The 16,079-nt window shown below is 60.1% G+C and carries 18 protein-coding genes and 1 pseudogene; 7 read left to right on the forward strand and 12 right to left on the reverse strand.

The genetic code is table 11. From position 1 onward, the window contains the following. The first annotated feature begins 5 nt into the window (after positions 1–5). The 6 genes from N1937_RS28535 to N1937_RS28560 all read left to right on the forward strand — a co-directional run bounded on the left by N1937_RS28535 (position 6) and on the right by N1937_RS28560 (position 6,890). Entirely contained in the window at positions 6–734 is a 729-nt protein-coding gene (locus N1937_RS28535; protein ID WP_260059788.1) for a Crp/Fnr family transcriptional regulator, read from the forward strand. Positions 735–758: 24 nt separating this feature from the next. After that, complete coding sequence (locus N1937_RS28540) at positions 759–2,684, forward strand: hybrid sensor histidine kinase/response regulator (RefSeq protein WP_260059789.1); 1,926 nt, start codon at positions 759–761, stop codon at positions 2,682–2,684. A 600-nt stretch (positions 2,685–3,284) separates the two neighbouring features. Further along, complete coding sequence (locus N1937_RS28545) at positions 3,285–3,728, forward strand: pseudoazurin (RefSeq protein WP_260059790.1); 444 nt, start codon at positions 3,285–3,287, stop codon at positions 3,726–3,728. A gap of 55 nt (positions 3,729–3,783) precedes the next feature. Further along, positions 3,784–4,311 (forward strand): YcnI family copper-binding membrane protein, encoded by a 528-nt coding sequence (locus N1937_RS28550; protein ID WP_260059791.1) that lies wholly within the window; start codon positions 3,784–3,786, stop codon positions 4,309–4,311. A 15-nt stretch (positions 4,312–4,326) separates the two neighbouring features. Further along, on the forward strand, positions 4,327–5,976 hold the full coding sequence (locus N1937_RS28555) for a copper resistance CopC/CopD family protein (RefSeq protein ID WP_260059792.1): 1,650 nt from the start codon (positions 4,327–4,329) through the stop codon (positions 5,974–5,976). A gap of 212 nt (positions 5,977–6,188) precedes the next feature. After that, the gene (locus N1937_RS28560) at positions 6,189–6,890 is read left to right on the forward strand and encodes a YoaK family protein (RefSeq protein WP_260059793.1); all 702 of its coding nucleotides are present in this window, start codon (positions 6,189–6,191) and stop codon (positions 6,888–6,890) included. 218 nt (positions 6,891–7,108) lie between these two features. Here N1937_RS28560 and N1937_RS28565 read toward each other — a convergent pair whose 3' ends face one another. The 11 genes and pseudogenes from N1937_RS28565 to N1937_RS28615 all read right to left on the reverse strand — a co-directional run bounded on the left by N1937_RS28565 (position 7,109) and on the right by N1937_RS28615 (position 14,520). Continuing rightward, positions 7,109–7,816: a NapC/NirT family cytochrome c gene (locus tag N1937_RS28565; RefSeq protein ID WP_260059795.1), complete on the reverse strand. Its 708-nt coding sequence runs from the start codon at positions 7,814–7,816 to the stop codon at positions 7,109–7,111. After that, entirely contained in the window at positions 7,813–8,307 is a 495-nt protein-coding gene (locus N1937_RS28570; RefSeq protein ID WP_260059796.1) for a nitrate reductase cytochrome c-type subunit, read from the reverse strand. The genes N1937_RS28565 and N1937_RS28570 overlap by 4 nt, the downstream gene beginning before the upstream one ends. Continuing rightward, complete coding sequence (gene napA / locus N1937_RS28575) at positions 8,277–10,781, reverse strand: periplasmic nitrate reductase subunit alpha (protein WP_260059797.1); 2,505 nt, start codon at positions 10,779–10,781, stop codon at positions 8,277–8,279. Before napA ends, N1937_RS28570 begins: the two co-directional genes overlap by 31 nt. Beyond that, entirely contained in the window at positions 10,756–11,037 is a 282-nt protein-coding gene (locus tag N1937_RS28580; protein WP_064683066.1) for a chaperone NapD, read from the reverse strand. The genes napA and N1937_RS28580 overlap by 26 nt, the downstream gene beginning before the upstream one ends. Continuing rightward, the gene (gene napF, locus N1937_RS28585) at positions 11,030–11,530 is read right to left on the reverse strand and encodes a ferredoxin-type protein NapF (protein WP_260059800.1); all 501 of its coding nucleotides are present in this window, start codon (positions 11,528–11,530) and stop codon (positions 11,030–11,032) included. Before napF ends, N1937_RS28580 begins: the two co-directional genes overlap by 8 nt. Before the next feature lie 9 nt (positions 11,531–11,539). Beyond that, complete coding sequence (gene napE, locus N1937_RS28590; protein WP_064697124.1) at positions 11,540–11,749, reverse strand: periplasmic nitrate reductase, NapE protein; 210 nt, start codon at positions 11,747–11,749, stop codon at positions 11,540–11,542. Positions 11,750–12,047: 298 nt separating this feature from the next. Then, the gene (locus N1937_RS28595; RefSeq protein WP_260059803.1) at positions 12,048–12,338 is read right to left on the reverse strand and encodes a hypothetical protein; all 291 of its coding nucleotides are present in this window, start codon (positions 12,336–12,338) and stop codon (positions 12,048–12,050) included. 621 nt (positions 12,339–12,959) lie between these two features. Next, the gene (locus N1937_RS28600) at positions 12,960–13,418 is read right to left on the reverse strand and encodes a pyridoxamine 5'-phosphate oxidase family protein (RefSeq protein ID WP_113548469.1); all 459 of its coding nucleotides are present in this window, start codon (positions 13,416–13,418) and stop codon (positions 12,960–12,962) included. Positions 13,419–13,434: 16 nt separating this feature from the next. Continuing rightward, positions 13,435–13,608: a hypothetical protein gene (locus N1937_RS28605; protein ID WP_260059807.1), complete on the reverse strand. Its 174-nt coding sequence runs from the start codon at positions 13,606–13,608 to the stop codon at positions 13,435–13,437. Between the two features lie 253 nt (positions 13,609–13,861). Next, positions 13,862–14,009: pseudogene (locus N1937_RS28610) on the reverse strand (c-type cytochrome); the annotation flags it as partial. A gap of 61 nt (positions 14,010–14,070) precedes the next feature. After that, positions 14,071–14,520 carry a BON domain-containing protein gene (locus N1937_RS28615; protein ID WP_311202855.1) on the reverse strand — a complete coding sequence of 150 codons (450 nt, stop codon included), beginning with the start codon at positions 14,518–14,520 and terminating at the stop codon, positions 14,071–14,073. 43 nt (positions 14,521–14,563) lie between these two features. Between N1937_RS28615 and N1937_RS28620 the strand changes: the two genes are divergently transcribed. Then, positions 14,564–14,947 (forward strand): hypothetical protein, encoded by a 384-nt coding sequence (locus N1937_RS28620; RefSeq protein WP_260059809.1) that lies wholly within the window; start codon positions 14,564–14,566, stop codon positions 14,945–14,947. 183 nt (positions 14,948–15,130) lie between these two features. On the opposite strand, the gene N1937_RS28625 is transcribed toward N1937_RS28620, so the two are convergent. Then, positions 15,131–16,000: a ferritin-like domain-containing protein gene (locus N1937_RS28625; protein WP_260059811.1), complete on the reverse strand. Its 870-nt coding sequence runs from the start codon at positions 15,998–16,000 to the stop codon at positions 15,131–15,133. Positions 16,001–16,079: the final 79 nt, after the last annotated feature.

Here is a 16,079-nt window from a genome sequence, read left to right on the forward strand (position 1 = left end):
CGAAGATGCTGATGCAGGGCAACGCCGCATTTCAGAAGACCGAAGCCGCAAGCGGTAGCCGGAGCGTTCAGACGCTCTCGTCACTGTTCCACATGTCTGCGAGCGAGACCGTGGGCGCGGGTAAGGCGATCTGCTGGGAGGGCGACGCCGTCAAGCATCTCTTCCAGGTCGTGGAGGGCGTCGTGCGTCTCCATCGCATCATCGGCGAAGGCCGCCGCGTCATCACCGGCTTCCATTTCCCCGGTGACGTCGTCGGAACGTTTCTAGAGGGCGACTTTCTGTTCACGGCCGAAGCCGTGACCGACTGCAAGATCCGGCGGATGCCGCGCAAGCACTTTCGCGATGGGGTCGCCCGGTCGGATGCCCTTCACACTGCATACATCTCCCTTCTCTGCCGTGAGACGGCTGCCGCTCACGACCAGATGGTGCTGCTGTCAAAGAAGAACGCAGAAGAACGTCTGTGCAGCTTCATCGTAAAGCTCGCAGCTCGGCCTGATTCCCGGTCGCAGCCGAATCTGCTACGCGTGCCGATGAACCGTCAGGACATCGCCGACTATCTTGGCCTGACGATCGAGACCGTCTCGCGCACGATCAGCAAGCTGGCGTCCAGAAACATCGTCGTCCCCGAGGGCAGGCACGATCTTAGAATCGTGGACCCGGTACGACTGGCGCAATTGTCCGGAAACGCTGATGATTTCTCCGCGAAAACCTGCCATAGGGTCAATTTCCACTGACACTCCTGAAGAGCCTATACGCCCATGCCTCATCGCCTCATATCGCCGCGCACCGCGTCGTCGCAGGAACTTGACGCTCTGGTGCACGTGCTCGATGGAGCAGACATCATCATCCATCGGCTGGAAGGAACCATCACGCACTGGTCGATCGGATGCGAAAACATGTACGGATGGAGCCGTGAGGAGGCTGTGGGAGAAAACGTCTACGAACTGTTGGCAACCCGGTTCCCGGAGCCTGCGGAGAGCATCCACGAGCAGTTGAAGTCCCGTGGTTTCTGGCAGGGAGAGATCATCCATCGCCACAAGAACGGCCAGGACATTCACGTCGCGAGCCGGTGCGTCCTGGTCAACCTTCCAGACGGCGATCCCGCGGTCATTCAGTCGAACAGCGACGTCAGCGCCCTCCGGAAGGCCGAGCAGGAAGTGAGATCGCGCGAGGCGCACCTTAGGTCGATTCTGGATACGGTGCCCGACGCGATGGTCGTCATCGATCAGAAGGGCATCGTGATATCCTTCAGCAAAGCCGCCGAAAGCTTGTTCGGCATGACTTCCGAGGAAATCTGCGGCCGGAACGTCAGCAACCTGATGCCCAATCCCTATCGCGATGCGCACGACGGCTACATCGGGAGATATCTCGGCACCGGCGAGAAGCGGATCATCGGCTACGGTCGCGTGGTGACCGGCCAGCGTGCGGACGGCTCACAGTTCCCCATGGAGCTGCACGTCGGAGAGGCCACGGTCGATGGGGCGCGGATTTTTACGGGATTCGTACGAGACCTCACGAGCAGGGTTAAGATCGAGGAAGATCTGCGCCAGGCACAGAAGATGGAAGCGGTAGGGCAGTTGACAGGAGGCCTCGCGCACGACTTCAACAATCTCCTTACCGTCATCAGCGGCAACCTCGAAATGATCGAGGATAAGCTTCCGGCGGGACCTCTTCGCGATATGCTCCGGGAAGCGCAGGATGCTGCTGGAGATGGCGCAAAGCTGACGGGCCAACTGCTTGCCTTCGGCCGACGCCAACCGCTCAGCCCTAAGCAGGTTGATCTGGGGCAACTCGTCATGGGATTCTCAGACCTGCTCCGCAGGATGCTGGGAGAGGACATCAAGCTTTCGACCGTGGTTTCCGGGTCGGGCTTCAACGTGCTGGTAGACAGCTCGCAGCTTCAGAACGCAATTCTCAACATCGCCCTCAACGCCCGCGATGCCATGCCGAAGGGCGGCAGCCTGACCACCGAGGTGTCGCGCGTCCATCTGGATGCCGACTATGCCAAGATGTATCCAGAGGTCCGCAGCGGGCACTTCGCGCTCATATCGATGACCGATACCGGCAGCGGCATGAGCGACGAGGTCAAGAAGCGGGCGATAGAACCGTTCTTCACCACCAAGGAAGTGGGCTCAGGAACTGGTCTCGGTCTGAGCATGGTGTACGGCTTTGTCAAACAGTCCGGCGGCCATCTTCAAATCTATAGCGAGGTCGGAAGAGGCACGACAATCCGCATTTACCTGCCCGCCCCTGATGCCGGCGGAGCAGACGCCTTTGTGGAACAAGCGGGAAAAACGGAATCACCACTTCCCAAGGGAACCGAACTTGTTCTCGTCGTCGAAGATGACGCGCGAGTGCGTCGCGTTGCGGTAGCTCGGCTCGTCGCCATGGGCTATTCAGTGCTGGAAGCTGAGAACGGTCAACGCGCGCTGGAGGTTCTCGAGGAAAACGGGAACATCGCCCTCCTGTTCACCGACATCGTGATGCCGGGAGGCCTTACTGGAGACGAAGTCGCAGGCGCAGCGCGCAAGCTTCGTCCCGAACTTGCGGTACTCTTCACATCCGGATATTCGGAGCCTTCTCTCGCGACGCATGAGGTGATCGCCGGAGCGCAGTGGCTGCGAAAGCCGTACACCGCCAGAGAACTCGCAACGAAGATCCGAGAACTGCTAGACGAGCGATGAGCCGGCCGGAACGTTTGCGTCACCGCGGATCGTGACGACCTCGGGATCCGATTGTGTTGTGACTTGCCTGGCAAGGTTTCGACGATTCAGTTTGCAACAGTTCAGCTAGACCGAGGTCCCCGCGTCTATCGGCGGATCGCCGGGCCGAAACGCCAGAACTTCAATCGTATTATGATCCTGACCCTTCGGGAGAACACGCCGCTCGGTCGCTGTCGCGAGCGATAGAAGCCTCGCTAGATCCCGCTGGCCTCTCGGCTCATTCCTTGCGCCGCGACGGGCCGTAGCGAAGGGCCAAAGTCTACGAGACACGTGCTTCGCACACAAATAGACGACCGCCATGCAGCGTGGCACCATTCAGATAGCAGTCAATGATTTCCCAGTTCTATCGCGCCGTCCTGCGCGTCGGTGACGTACTTCCTGCAGACGGGTGCCGGCGGCTTCCGCGGAGATTCAAGATCGCGACGTGCAAACGACGGATACGAGGTGCTGAAGCCGGATTTGATCTACCAAATTTGACCAGCGTCAAAGAGGGCCGCTTTCGGATGGCATAGAAAGGCTCCCGAGGCCGACCATCGGTCCCGTTTCAAATGGAGATAATCAATGCGCTTCAATATTGTCCCGGCCGCGGTGGCTGCGGTTCTCGTTGCGTCTGCCGCGCCGTCGATGGCCGCCGATCATCAGATTCAGTTGCTCAACAAGGGCGCCGACGGCGTCATGGTCTTCGAGCCTGGCTTCGTCAAGATCGCTCCCGGCGACACAGTCACCTTCGTGCCGACCGACAAGAGCCACAACGTCGAAACCTACAAGGGTCTCATTCCGGACGGCGCGGCGCAATTCAAGTCGAAGCCGAACGAGGAGTTCCAGACCAAGTTCGACGTGCCAGGCGCCTACGTCGTCAAATGCACTCCACATGCCGGCATGGGCATGGTCGCACTGATCCAGGTCGGCGACGCGCCGGCAAACCTCGACGCCATCAAGACCGCGAAGGTGCCGAACCCGGTGCGCAAGCGCCTCGACGCGGACCTCGCCCAGGTCACCCCGTAACCTAAATCAGCCGCAAGCTGGCGCTTCAAAGCGCTAGCCCGCAGGGAGTCGATCTATGATCAAGCAAGTCACCGCCGCCCTGTTCGCTGCCCTCTGCGCCGCCGGAGCGGCGCATGGACATGCCACGCTTGAACAAGCGCAGGCGGCGCCCGGCAAGGCCTACAAGGCGGTCGTCCGGATCGGTCACGGCTGCGAAGGAAAGCCGACCATCAAAGTCCGCGTGAAGGTTCCAGAAGGACTCATTTCCGCCAAGCCGATGCCAAAGCCGGGCTGGACCGTCGACAAGATCAAGGGCGCCTACGAAAAAAGCTACAATCTCTATGGCTCGGCAGTGAAAGAGGGAACGACGGAAATCGTCTGGAGCGGAGGCAATCTCGCCGACGACGAGTACGACGAGTTCGTGTTCCGTGGAACGGTCGCCAAGGAAACGCCGTCCGGGACCCGCATATACGTTCCGATCGTGCAGGAGTGCACCGACGGAGCTTTCGAACGGTGGATCGAAATTCCCACGGTGGGGAAGTCATCCGACGACTATGAAAATCCGGCGCCGTTCTTCGACGTCGTAGAACAACCTCGTTCTTGAGAAGGACCACCGCCCATGTGGCTGATCATCTCCACATGGGCGGCCGCCAACCGGCGGGCAGCCTTGCTTCTCCTGCTCGTCTTGGCGGCGCTCGGGTTCCTTTCGCCAGTGGGCGCGCAAGCTCACGCCGTGTTGAGAAGTTCCTCCCCCGCGAGCAACGAAACTCTGGATCGGCCGCTCAGCCGCGTCGAGCTTCGCTTTAACGAAGCAGTCAGGCTTGTCACCGCGAGCGCTACCGATTCCACCGGCGCCCGGACAGTCGTGCAGGGGAATACTCTCGGCTCCGTTGTCATATTGAACCTCCCAAGTTCGATCGCTCGTGGCACTATCATCGTAAGCTATCGGGTGGCATCGGAGGACGGGCATCCGGTGGGCGGCTCCGTCGTCTTCCACGTCGGCACGCAGACGGCAGCGATCAGCGATACCCCGCAAGGATTCGTCTCGCCCCTGATGATCGCAATCTGGCTCGTGCAAGCCGGCTCGATCGTCCTCCTTGCGGTCGTCGTCGGGGGTGCATTCTTCGCCCATCTGTTTGATGCTGGAACGCCCCTTTCCTCGCGACAAGATCTCACCGCGTCCCTCGCCGTCCTGCTGCTTACCGCGAACGTCTACCTGCAAGGGCTCGACGAGATTGGCGGCGAACTGAGGCTCGCTGGCATGCGGCCGTTTCTCGCCGCAGCTCAGAACGGCTCGGCGATCGCCGCATCTCTTGCACTGTTCTCCATCGTGCTCGTTTCAATACCGATCAACGGCCACAGGGCTTCCTTGGCGGCCGCGGTACTCGCGATGATCGCCGCCTCCGTCTCCTTCACGTTCACCGGCCACTGCAACGTGGCGGAGCCTCGCTGGCTCGCCAGGACGTGCATGTTCCTACACGGTGGGGTGATGATCTTCTGGATCGGAAGCCTGATCCCGCTGTGGCGAATTGGCGAAAAGCAAGCGCGCTCGGGTCCCCTGCTCGGTTTCTCGCGGGTGATACCCTTGCCGTTCGTCGGGATGTTGCTGGCGGGCGGCGCGCTCGCCTGGATAGAATTGCCCGCCCTCAATACCATTTTGCTATCGATCTTTGGGCGGGTGCTGCTTCTCAAAATCCTACTCGTCTCGTTGCTCTGCTTGCTCGCAGTCTACAACCGATTCTGGCTCACGCAGCCTGCGCTAGCCGGAAGCCCGACCGCCAGATGGCGCCTGCGACGCAGCATCGCCGCCGAGATAGTCCTGGCCGTGGCCATCGTTGCCTCTGCGTCGCTTTGGCGCTTCGCAGGCCCCGATCAACTTGAGTTCGTGACAGCGGCGCCGATGCTTTCCATTCACCTGCATTCCGAGACGGCAATGGCGCAGCTCGAGCTTCAGCTCCAGCGCGACGGCACCTCCACGGCTCGAGTGAGCGTCATGACGCTCGACTTCGAGCCACTCGAACCGCGCACTGTCGTGCTTCGCATGAGAAAGCCGAATGCCGGTGTTGAGCCCATAAAATACGATCTGTTGAAATCACCGGACGGCGCCTGGGAGACCAGCGGCCTACCCATAAGCAATCCGACCGGCTGGGAGGCCGATGTGCAGATCCTGATCGATGATTTCACAACGGCTCATCTCGAAGGCGACCTGGCTCCATCGAGCGACGCCGCCGCCACCTCGGTTACGAAAAGGTCCGGTGCCGGTTCCTGACCGCCGGCATGGCCACGAGCGAGAGAAGTCTCGGCGGATCCGTAGATTTCACTAGCCATCCATCTTTGACAATGATTGCAAGAGCGGTCGTCGCCACGTAATCGCCTGCCAATTCGACTTCGCAGCGACGTCGGGCACACCTGCCCGAGCAACGGTCGACGTCGAACACCACCGGAGCGACATTCGCCGACCCTTGGGTACGGGAGAAAACGATGCTTATTAAGGAAGGCGAGAGCCGCACTCTAAAGACGGACATTCTGCTCGCATCGTCGCTGGCGTTCGTTGCAGGGGGCGTCAACAGCGCCGGATATCTGGGATTCGGCTACTTTTCGGCCAACATGACCGGCAATGTCTCATTGATCTCTGACCATATCTCAGCGGGAGACATCTACCTCGGGGTCGCGTTCTTAGGTATTGTTGCGATGTTCATGGCGGGAGCGTTCTCTGCGTCATTGTTCATCCAAATTGGCAAACGCTACCGGTTGCCAGCGATATTTGCTCTCACCCTTTTGGCGGAGGCGGCTTTGCTGATGGGCATCGGCCTCTACTCTCTCATCGCAGGTTCAAGTGTCAGCGGTCTCGGAACCGTCGGTGTGATTAGCTTCTCGATGGGCATCCAGAATGCTGCATCCACGCGAATATCCGGCAGCAGGGTACGAACGACCCATGTATCTGGCGTCGCAACAGATATCGGAGTTGGCTTGGCGCAACTGATCGAGCCGTCTGATGCCCATGCGGGCCGGCATACTCGGGATCGCCTTCTGCTACACAGCGCGACCGTGGCGTCATTCCTTGTCGGTGGCACAGCCGGCGTGCTGTGTTATCAAGCTGCCGGCGGTGCAGTTTTCTGCGCGTTTTCAGTCGTTTTGCTGTTCCTTTGTGTCAGGCATCTGATTGGCGTCTCACATAACTGAGAATGCGTGACGTCCGGCGATAGCTGCGTGGCCGTCCAGATGACCCGGCGTGCCCGATCGACGAGCAGTTCGAGCAGCCTCAGCGCGCCTTGATATTACCTATCCTGGACCGTTTAAGCCGATCTGGAGGTTTACTTTGTCTTCCAAACTGGCAGATCGGCGATTTCACCTAGGATGGAAAAATCGACGAGCCGAAGAATTTCAATGGTGGACAGGAGTCAGTCACCTAGGGCGATCGTGCCGACCTTGCTCAGATAAGAGGCGAGTTTGGCCCGATCATGCCATTCATGATAGGCGGTCTTACCCATCAGATCCGCCGGCACCTTCCAGCCGGGGTCGACGCCCTCCATATTCGGAAGATCATGCGCTATGCCCTTGTGGCAATCGATGCAGGTCGCCTTGCCCGGCAGTAGGTATCGGGTGTGAATATCGGCGGCGCGCACTGTCTGCTTCGTCAGATCCATGGCTCCCATCGAGTGGCAGTTTCGGCATTCCAGGCTGTCGTTGGCCTTCAGCCGCCCCCATTCGTGTTGGGCGAGTTCCAGTCGTTTGTCGAGGAACTTCTCGCGCGTGTTGATCGTCCCGAATATCTTGCCCCAGACTTCCTTCGAGGCCTGCATCTTGCGAGCGATCTTGTCGGTCCATTGGTGTGGCACATGGCAATCAGGGCATGTGGCGCGAACGCCCGACCGGTTCGAAAAATGAACTGTGCGGCTCAGCTCCTCGTAGACGTTCGTTCGCATTTCATGGCAGCCGGTGCAGAAGGCCTCGGTATTGGTCGTCTCTAGCGCCGTGTTGAATGCGCCCCAGAACATGACGCCGCCGACGAAGCCGCCAAGCGTCAGGAAGCCCAGGCTCAATGTCGCTGCAGGCGAACTCAGCAAGCGCCAGCACCATAGGATTATTGCCTTTATCCCGCCAATCATTGCTCGCTTCCCGCGGGTTTGAACCCCAGCTCGCTCATGTCTTTGAAGCTGTTCGGCACCAAAGGCTTCGCATCCGCCTGAGGCACGTGGCAGGCGGTGCAGAAATATCGCCGGGGCGAAACGTCGGCCAGCATCTGCCCTTCGCGAGTCATGTAGTGCGTGACGCTGATCATCGGCGCGCCGGAGCCTTCGGTAAGCTCGCGCCGATGGCAGGAAAGACAGCGATTGGCGTTCACCGTCAGTTGGTAGCCTTCGATCGAATGCGGGATGATCGGAGGCTGGTCTGGATAATTGCGCATCTTGCGGACGTCATCGACCACCCACCTGGGAACCGGCTTCGGATCCTTGCTCTCCATCGGATTCTCGTTGCCCGACAACGACGGCACCATTTGCGCGAGGGTGACGGTGCCGGTGAGCATGAGGACGGCGACGGCCGCGATCGCCCAGACGCGCCTCGAAATCAGACGACGGGAAGAATCTTGACTGCGCATTTTTTGAAATCCGTCTGCTTGGAGATGGGGTCGGTGGCGTCGAGCGTGACCTTGTTGATCAACTGGCTGGCGTCGAACCATGGGACAAAGATCACGCCGTGCGGCATTCGGTTGCGCCCGCGAATTTCCACGCGGCTAATGATCTCGCCGCGCCGCGATTGTATCCGCACCTCCGCTCCCTGATTGAGGCCCATTTTTCTGGCGTCGTCTCCGTTCATGAAACACCGCGCGCCGGGAAACGCCCGATAAAGTTCGGGAACACGCATTGTCATCGAGCCGGAATGCCAGTGTTCGAGGACGCGGCCCGTCACGAGCCAGAAGTTGAACTCGTCATCGGGCGACTCGGCCGGCGGCTCGTAGGGGACTGCCAGGATGACCGCCCGACCGTCCTTCTGCCCGTAGAACTTCAGCCCCTCGCCCGGCTTGACGTAGGGATCGTAGCCTTCGCGGTACCGCCACCGCGTCTCCTTGCCGTCGACGACGGGCCAGCGCAGGCCACGCACCTGATGGTACATGTCGTAGGGTGCCAGATCGTGTCCATGCCCGCGCCCGAAATGAGCATATTCCTCGAAGAGCCCCTTCTGGATGTAGAAGCCGAAGGCCTTGGCCTCCCGGTTCTCGTATTCGGGCGAGACATCCGACAGCGGGAATTCGTCGACATTACCGTTCTGATAGAGCACCTGGTAAAGCGTCTTTCCCTTGTATTCGGGGGTCTTCTCGAGGATGTCGGCGGGCCAGACCTCGTCGGTGGTGAAGCGCTTGGAGAATTCCACCAACTGCCAGAGGTCCGAGCGGGCTTCGCCGGGAGCATCGACCAACTGGTGCCAGACATGCGTGCGCCGTTCGGCATTGCCATAGGCGCCCTCCTTCTCCACCCACATGGCCGCCGGCAATATCAGATCCGCGCTCATGGCGGTGACTGTCGGATAGGCGTCCGAGACGACGATGAAGTTGTCCGGGTTTCGATATCCCTTATAAGTTTCGTTGCTGGTGTTCGGCGCGGCCTGGACGTTGTTGTTGACCTGCACCCAGTAGAAATTCAGCTTTCCGTCGTTGAGCATGCGGTCCTGCTCGACGGCATGATAACCTGGCTTGTCCGGAAGGAGCCCGTCCGGAAGCTTCCATATCTCCTCCGCGTGCTTGCGATGGTCCGGATTGGTGACGACCATGTCGGCCGGCAGGCGGTGGGCGAAGGTGCCGACCTCGCGGGCCGTACCGCAGGCCGACGGCTGCCCCGTCAGCGAGAACGGACTGTTGCCCGGCTCGGAAATCTTGCCCGTGAGTAGATGCAGGTTATAGACCATCTGGTTGGCCCACACGCCCCGAACATGCTGGTTGAAGCCCATCGTCCATAGCGACATGACCTTGACTTTGGGGTCCGCGTATAGTTCCGCAAGCTGTTCGAGGAAGGCGCTGTCGACGCCCGAAAGCTCGACCGCCTTCTCGAGCGTATATTCGGAGACCATCGCCTTGAAGGCTTCGAAGTCGATCGGCTCCATCTTGGCGGCCTCGGCCACGCCCTTGGCCTTCATTTCCAGCGGGTTGTCGGGACGCAGGCCGTAGCCGATGTCGGTCGTGCCCTTCATGAACTTCGTATGCTTGTCGACGAAGTCCTGGTTGACGCGGCCGGTCTGGATGATGTGGTTGGCGATGTAGTTCAGGATCGCGAGGTCCGTCCCCGGCTTGAAGATCAGCGGGATGTCGGCGAGGTCCATGCTGCGATGCGTGAAGGTCGACAAGACCGCGACCTTGACATGCTCGTGCCCGAGCCGCCTGTCGGCGACCCGCGTCCAGAGGATTGGATGCATTTCGGCCATGTTCGAGCCCCAGAGCACAAAGCCGTCCGCGTTCTCGAAATCGTCGTAGCAACCCATCGGCTCGTCCATGCCGAAGGTGCGCATGAAAGCCACCGCTGCCGAAGCCATGCAGTGACGCGCGTTAGGATCGAGGTTGTTGGAACGGAAGCCCGCCCGCATCAGCTTCGTCGCGGCGTAGCCTTCGAAGATGGTCCATTGGCCGGAGCCGAACATGCCGACCGCCGTCGGCCCCTTTTCCTTCAGCACGCGCTTGGCCTGCGCCGCCATCACGTCGAAGGCCTCTTCCCAGGTGACGGGCTCGAACTCACCGTCCTTGGCATAGACGCCGTCCCGCTTGCGCAGGAGCGGGCTCGTCAGCCTGTCCTTGCCGTACATGATCTTGGAGAGAAAGTAGCCCTTGACGCAGTTGAGGCCCCGATTGACCTCCGCCTCCATGTCGCCATGGGTCGCGACGACCTGGTTCTCCTTCACGCCCACCATGACGCCGCAGCCGGTGCCGCAGAAGCGGCAAGGCGCCTTAGACCATTTTATCTCCAGTGCCGCCACCCCTCCAGGCACCGACTGCGCCGAAGCGGGGGCGGCAAGGCCGGCGGTCGCCGCCGCGATCGCCGCCGCCTGCGCCTTCAGGAGATCACGCCGCGTGAGTTCGGTCGTCATCGATCGTCTCCTCGATTTCCAGTGCCTGTTCGAAAACCATGTGGGCGGCGAGCACGCCGTCCATCCCCGAAATGCCGATGAGCGTTTCCCCGAGCACGCCCGAATGCGGTCCCTCGATCACGACGACAATCTTGCCCGATCCCGTCGCGTGAACCTCGACCCCTTCGATCGCTGCGAGACGCGCTGCGACGTCTTCGGTCAGTTCCGGCCGGGTGACGACGACGGCGCTCGAGACGTGATGTCGGCGGTTAGACATGACCTGCATCCCGATGGCGGGGTTTCATCGTGATTGAATCGACCGGACAGACCGCGATGCAAGCGCCGCATCCCGTACATGCCTGCTCATCGAGTTCAGGAACGAAGGGGCCGCCGACCCGCGGCCGAAAACGGATCGCGCCGGCCGGACAACCGTCGCGGCAGGCCTGACAATCGACGTAGTTGTTGGCGAGGCATCCATCGCCAATTGCTGCAAAATGGGCAAAGCCGCCCGCAGGACCAGTCGGAAAAACGCTCTCGGGACATCGCTCCGCACATTTGCCGCAAAACGTGCATTCTCCGTGCCCGAAATCAACGACCGGAATGCCTGAACGGATCGAAATGATCCCCGTCGGACAAGCGTCGACGCAGGCACCGCAGCCCGAACAGTTTTTGATGGATGCTTCGGTCGCTCCCGGAGGGAAGATTGTAGCCGGATCCTCAGATGACCTGCCGGTGAGAAAACTGCGCCGGGTGCGAGCTGGGAGAACCATGATCGATCCTCACTCTGCCGAGCCGGGGGGCGCAGGCTTGACGTCATGAGGTCCCGGCGGTCCATACACGATCTGATACATCCAGACCATGAAACCATAACCGCCGACAACGCCGACAGCGACCACAGGCCAAATCCCGAAAGCGAGTACAGCGAACGTCAACAGTTCGCGCCTGCGCTTCCTCCTGAACTCTCCCACTGAATCCGAGATTTGGGTCACAACATCCTCCCAGAGTTGTTGCCGAAAGCCTGCCATACCCCTTCAGATGTGTCCAGCTTGAACATTCGCTGCATTCTCCATCAGGGGCAGCTCTCCGAAGGCGGCGGCCAACGCGCCACTTTGAGAGCGATTTTCGCTCCCGCCGGACGACTACGAGGCCGTTTCGACCGTCATTGCCGAGTCAATTAATCTCAACCGCATCGCGCTTCGCCCCCCGCCAAGGGAGACGCGACGCGCGATATATTCCACGGTCGGGCGGCGTAGATGGAATTGCTGCATTTTTGCGCATTTCGCGAGGTTAATGGCGGCGTGCCTCGCTTAGTGCCGCGTTGAAGACCTGCAGCGCGTACTCTGCGGCTGCAATTTCGTCCTCACTCGTCAGCTTCATCGAGGAGCACTCTTCCCTGAGCGTACGAAGGACTTTCCGACGCAGCTTGGCGATCGCCATCTCGTCTTTCGAGCGAAGCACCTCGCGCAGGCAGGCTATTGATACTATTTCCATGACGGCTAGCTTGCCTTCCACTTCTCCTTGCGAAGGGATCGCGAAGCGTTCGCCACCGCGCTTGAAGTCACGATCAATGAGTAGCATCTGCAAGATCCTTTCCTCGACCAGTGCGTGTCGCTCCCGGAGATCATTCCGGCGCGTCGAATGCGGGTCCGCGGGACTCTTCCGCTCCGCGCGACGGATGACAGCCTATACAAGAAAGGAGTTCGGACATTGCGGAAGGTCAAAGACCGCCGACAGAACGGCCGGTAGCGTGACCGGGAAACTCGCCGTTGTCATGGCTGACGTGTTCGGACTGCAAACGAAACTCGGACAGAGCCCTTCACTCACGGTGGAATGCGCTCCCAACGCGACGATGACCGAAACCGCCCAGCGCATGAGGAGCCGAACATGAACACCGCCGTCCCATCGAGATACTTCTTCAACGTGCGTAGGAGTGTGAGATACGAGCGGGACCCGCTGGGTCTCCTGCTTCCGGACATCGACGCCGCCATTACGGCCGCGCTATACGGTGGCCAGTTTCCCTTCGCCAGGGAACCTCGTTCCGGCGACGGCCACGGCTTTGCGAGATTACTGACGCCGCTGGCCAGGTCCTTGCCGTGGTGCCCGCCGAGTGGAGCTTGTCGTGCGTCTTCCAGCCTCGCCGCAGCGACCGCACGGGTCCGATCTCCCAGGTCTAAAAAGCATTTGGGTAGCCTTCGACCGTCAATCGTCCCTTCCCGCGCTACGACCCGATAGAGCCCTGATTGAAATTCCGTAGAAGACGTGCGGCGGCTCCGAAAGCACCGGGAGCTCGGCCGGCTTTAGCGATCCGATTTCCCACCAGTCGGAATGCCGCTGTAGCAATGACCAAGCGTGCACTCTTTCATCATGCCACAAACCGTTGTCCGGAAACTCTTGAAAACGGCCTTCGATGACGATGCTTGTCCACCCGCCCCCGCTCGGCAGGTGCTCGACATGGAGGCAAACCTTGTCGTTCGCCCTCATCCAATCCAGCTTCCGCCCCGGCATCGAGAAACTGTAAGCAACGTCTCCCGCAAAGGAGAAGTAGATTGCAGCAATATAGGGTTGCCCGTCCCGACAGCACGCTAGATGTCCGAAGCGCGCATGTTCGAGGATTCCGTAGCATTCCCCCTGGCTCAACTCCCGCAACTTGAGCGCCATGAAAGCATCCTCCTCTTTATGGTTGGCCCTGACCAAGAATACTCTTCAGGAAGGAGGCGTCTTTGATCGAGCGCAATACCGGGCGGTCGGGGTCGCTCATGCTGAAGCGATTGATGGCGATCTCCCGCGAAAACTGGCTCAGCAAACGCATGGCTTGGAGATTCGGATTGGGGGGATGGCAGAGCAGCATCGTGTCCTTGGAATAGTCTCTTTGCGGACACCTCTCTAGCCGTGTTCCGGCAATCAGCGATGCCAGAACAGTTGCGCTAGCATGTTAACTTTTGCACACGACTTGGGCGGAAATGAAAGATCCATTGTGGTGCATCATGGGGCAACCTGCTGAACTCGTCCTTTGGATCGATTTGATCCCACTCGATCCTCCACCAACCACAACGTCGCCGGCGGTCCATGGCCGGCATGGCCCGCCGTTGAAAGCGACCAAACTACTCGCCCGTCGGGGACGGCGGCGGTTTGGTTTGCGTAGTACTTTGCCGCCTGGTTGATCTCTTCCGGTGTCATCGCACGGGCGACGTTCCTCATCTGCTCGTTGATGTCATTCTGCGGGGAGCCGGACACGGCGTCGGATTGGCCGGTCCTTGCGATTGGCGGGTCACCTGCAGGCGCCAACGCGCAGCGGACCAGCCGTCTCTAATCAAGCTCGATTCAGGGAATTCGGCGACTCTGCGCGACGATCGTGGCCTGGTGGGCGACGAAGATGGCGGCAAGCTCGTCTCGTCGCAAGCTCTGGCGAGGCTGCAGCGCTGATCGAAGCGGCGGAGTCCCCCGAGCGACTACCGTGTTGACAGGATGCGCAGCCTTCCAGCGGGCGATCGGCTGGACTTCCGGCCACGTAATATGCCGTCGAAATGTCGTTGAGAACCCTGCGCACGCCGCGCACGCACTCCGCAGTGGCCTTCGCTGCCTCCCTGATCAACGGACACGCCATCCTTCCGCGCAAGGTCACCTCGCCATTGAGAACCATAACCTTCACGACTTCGTGCGTCAGTCCAAGTTCCAGTTCCAAGCGCCTTCTTACCGCGGTTGAAAGGGCAGCGTCGCCGATAGGAATGACGGGGTTTGCAGGCATAGACTCTTCCTCCATTACGACGGCGAGATCCTATGTCTGGTTTGCCCTTGCAGCGTTGATGCAGATCAACTGGCGGGCACGCCAGAAGTCAATTCCGCAGCAGGAGGCAACCAAGGCTCTCATCCGCGTGGCGTGCGGCGCCGTACGCTGCGTCGTTCAGGAGCAGGCGCCACGAGGCATCAATTTTGCGCAATCGTGTAGCAACTGCAGGCGAGTGGTTGATGTCCAGGCGATAAATGGCGCCAAAATCAGCCTCTACATGGCCGATCGTATTAGTCACATCCTGGGCTCTTACGAGGGCACGACAGCGGGCGTTGCTAAGCTGGATGCGATGACTTGTGGAACGGAGCGGCTGTCATTCAGCACGTTCGGACAGCTTCGGTATCTCGTTGAAAAATCCTGGACCGAGTTCAAACACATATTTGCGGAGTCCAAAGGGTAACGAAGGCAATCAGCAAGGAGGGTTTCAAGCGAATACCAAGATCATCGTCGATATAAGAAACGAACGCTATCACCACAACGCCATATCGGGCCCTCGACAGACCTTCGTCAACTGCTGCGAGATCATCGCTGTCAATCTCGATGTACATCTAGGTTGTTCGGTGCTGCAAGGCGTCGCGTCTTGTCAAACACCGCCCGACAAGCAGGACGGGGGAAGGCTTCGCAGCACTCTCAGGCAGTCGATTAGCTGCCCCGCAAACGAGTTGGACCGGTTGGCCTCCTCATCGCTGGTAGCCCTCGCGCCAATATCCAGATAGCACTCGGCGAGTGTCTCACACAGCGGCATGACCCGTTCGATGGCGGACGGGGACGATCTCAGCGACAGCGAAGCACTTGCGAAGGGCGCTTTGCGCAAGGACTCAGCGCGCTCGCTAGATTGTTGCGCCAGGGATTGCAGCTCTCTACTTTCTCCACCGGTCGCATTTGCAGCTATCGACTGGACGTGCAGCGCCAGCCTTTGTTCTAGCGGAGCGATGTCGACCGCGCCGATGGTCAGCATCTTGTCTCGTTCGCTGTGGAATGCCAGCCTCCGCTCCCGTCTCAGCTTCGCGACATGACCCAACTCCTCGCCCGCCATCCGCTCGGACGCGCTTTTGATCTCGTCCGACTGCGCATGGGCGGAGACATAGGTCCAGAACACGAAAGCCCGTTCCTCGTTTCGCACCGCCATTGAGAATGCTCGATAAGCGCTGAGCATGTCGGGAGCGACCGTGCCCGCCCCCTCGTCGTCAAAGAGTTCCTCTCGGTTTCCGCTGACGACCTGACGGTTTGGGCGTGGACCCGCTTCTTGCCAGTCGACGACCTTTGCCAAATGGCTTTTCTCCTCGATGACAAGAGATTCGAAAATCTCGGCCAGATCCGGACGCTTCATCTCCCGCATCCTGTCGGCCAGTGCGACGTAGCCGTCGATCGCCTCCTGTTCCATTTGCGCGGCAAGCGACAGCAGATCTTCTAGGGTGCTGAGTTCCCACGGTTCGCGGTTAACAGACGGCATTTCATACCCCCTTTGATCTGCGTTGCAGCGGCAGTTTTCCCGCGTTGCTTGGGCGTATCTTCACAGAAGTTAGCTCGCC

The organism is Rhizobium sp. WSM4643 (assembly GCF_025152745.1).
Taxonomy (GTDB): domain Bacteria; phylum Pseudomonadota; class Alphaproteobacteria; order Rhizobiales; family Rhizobiaceae; genus Rhizobium; species Rhizobium leguminosarum_I.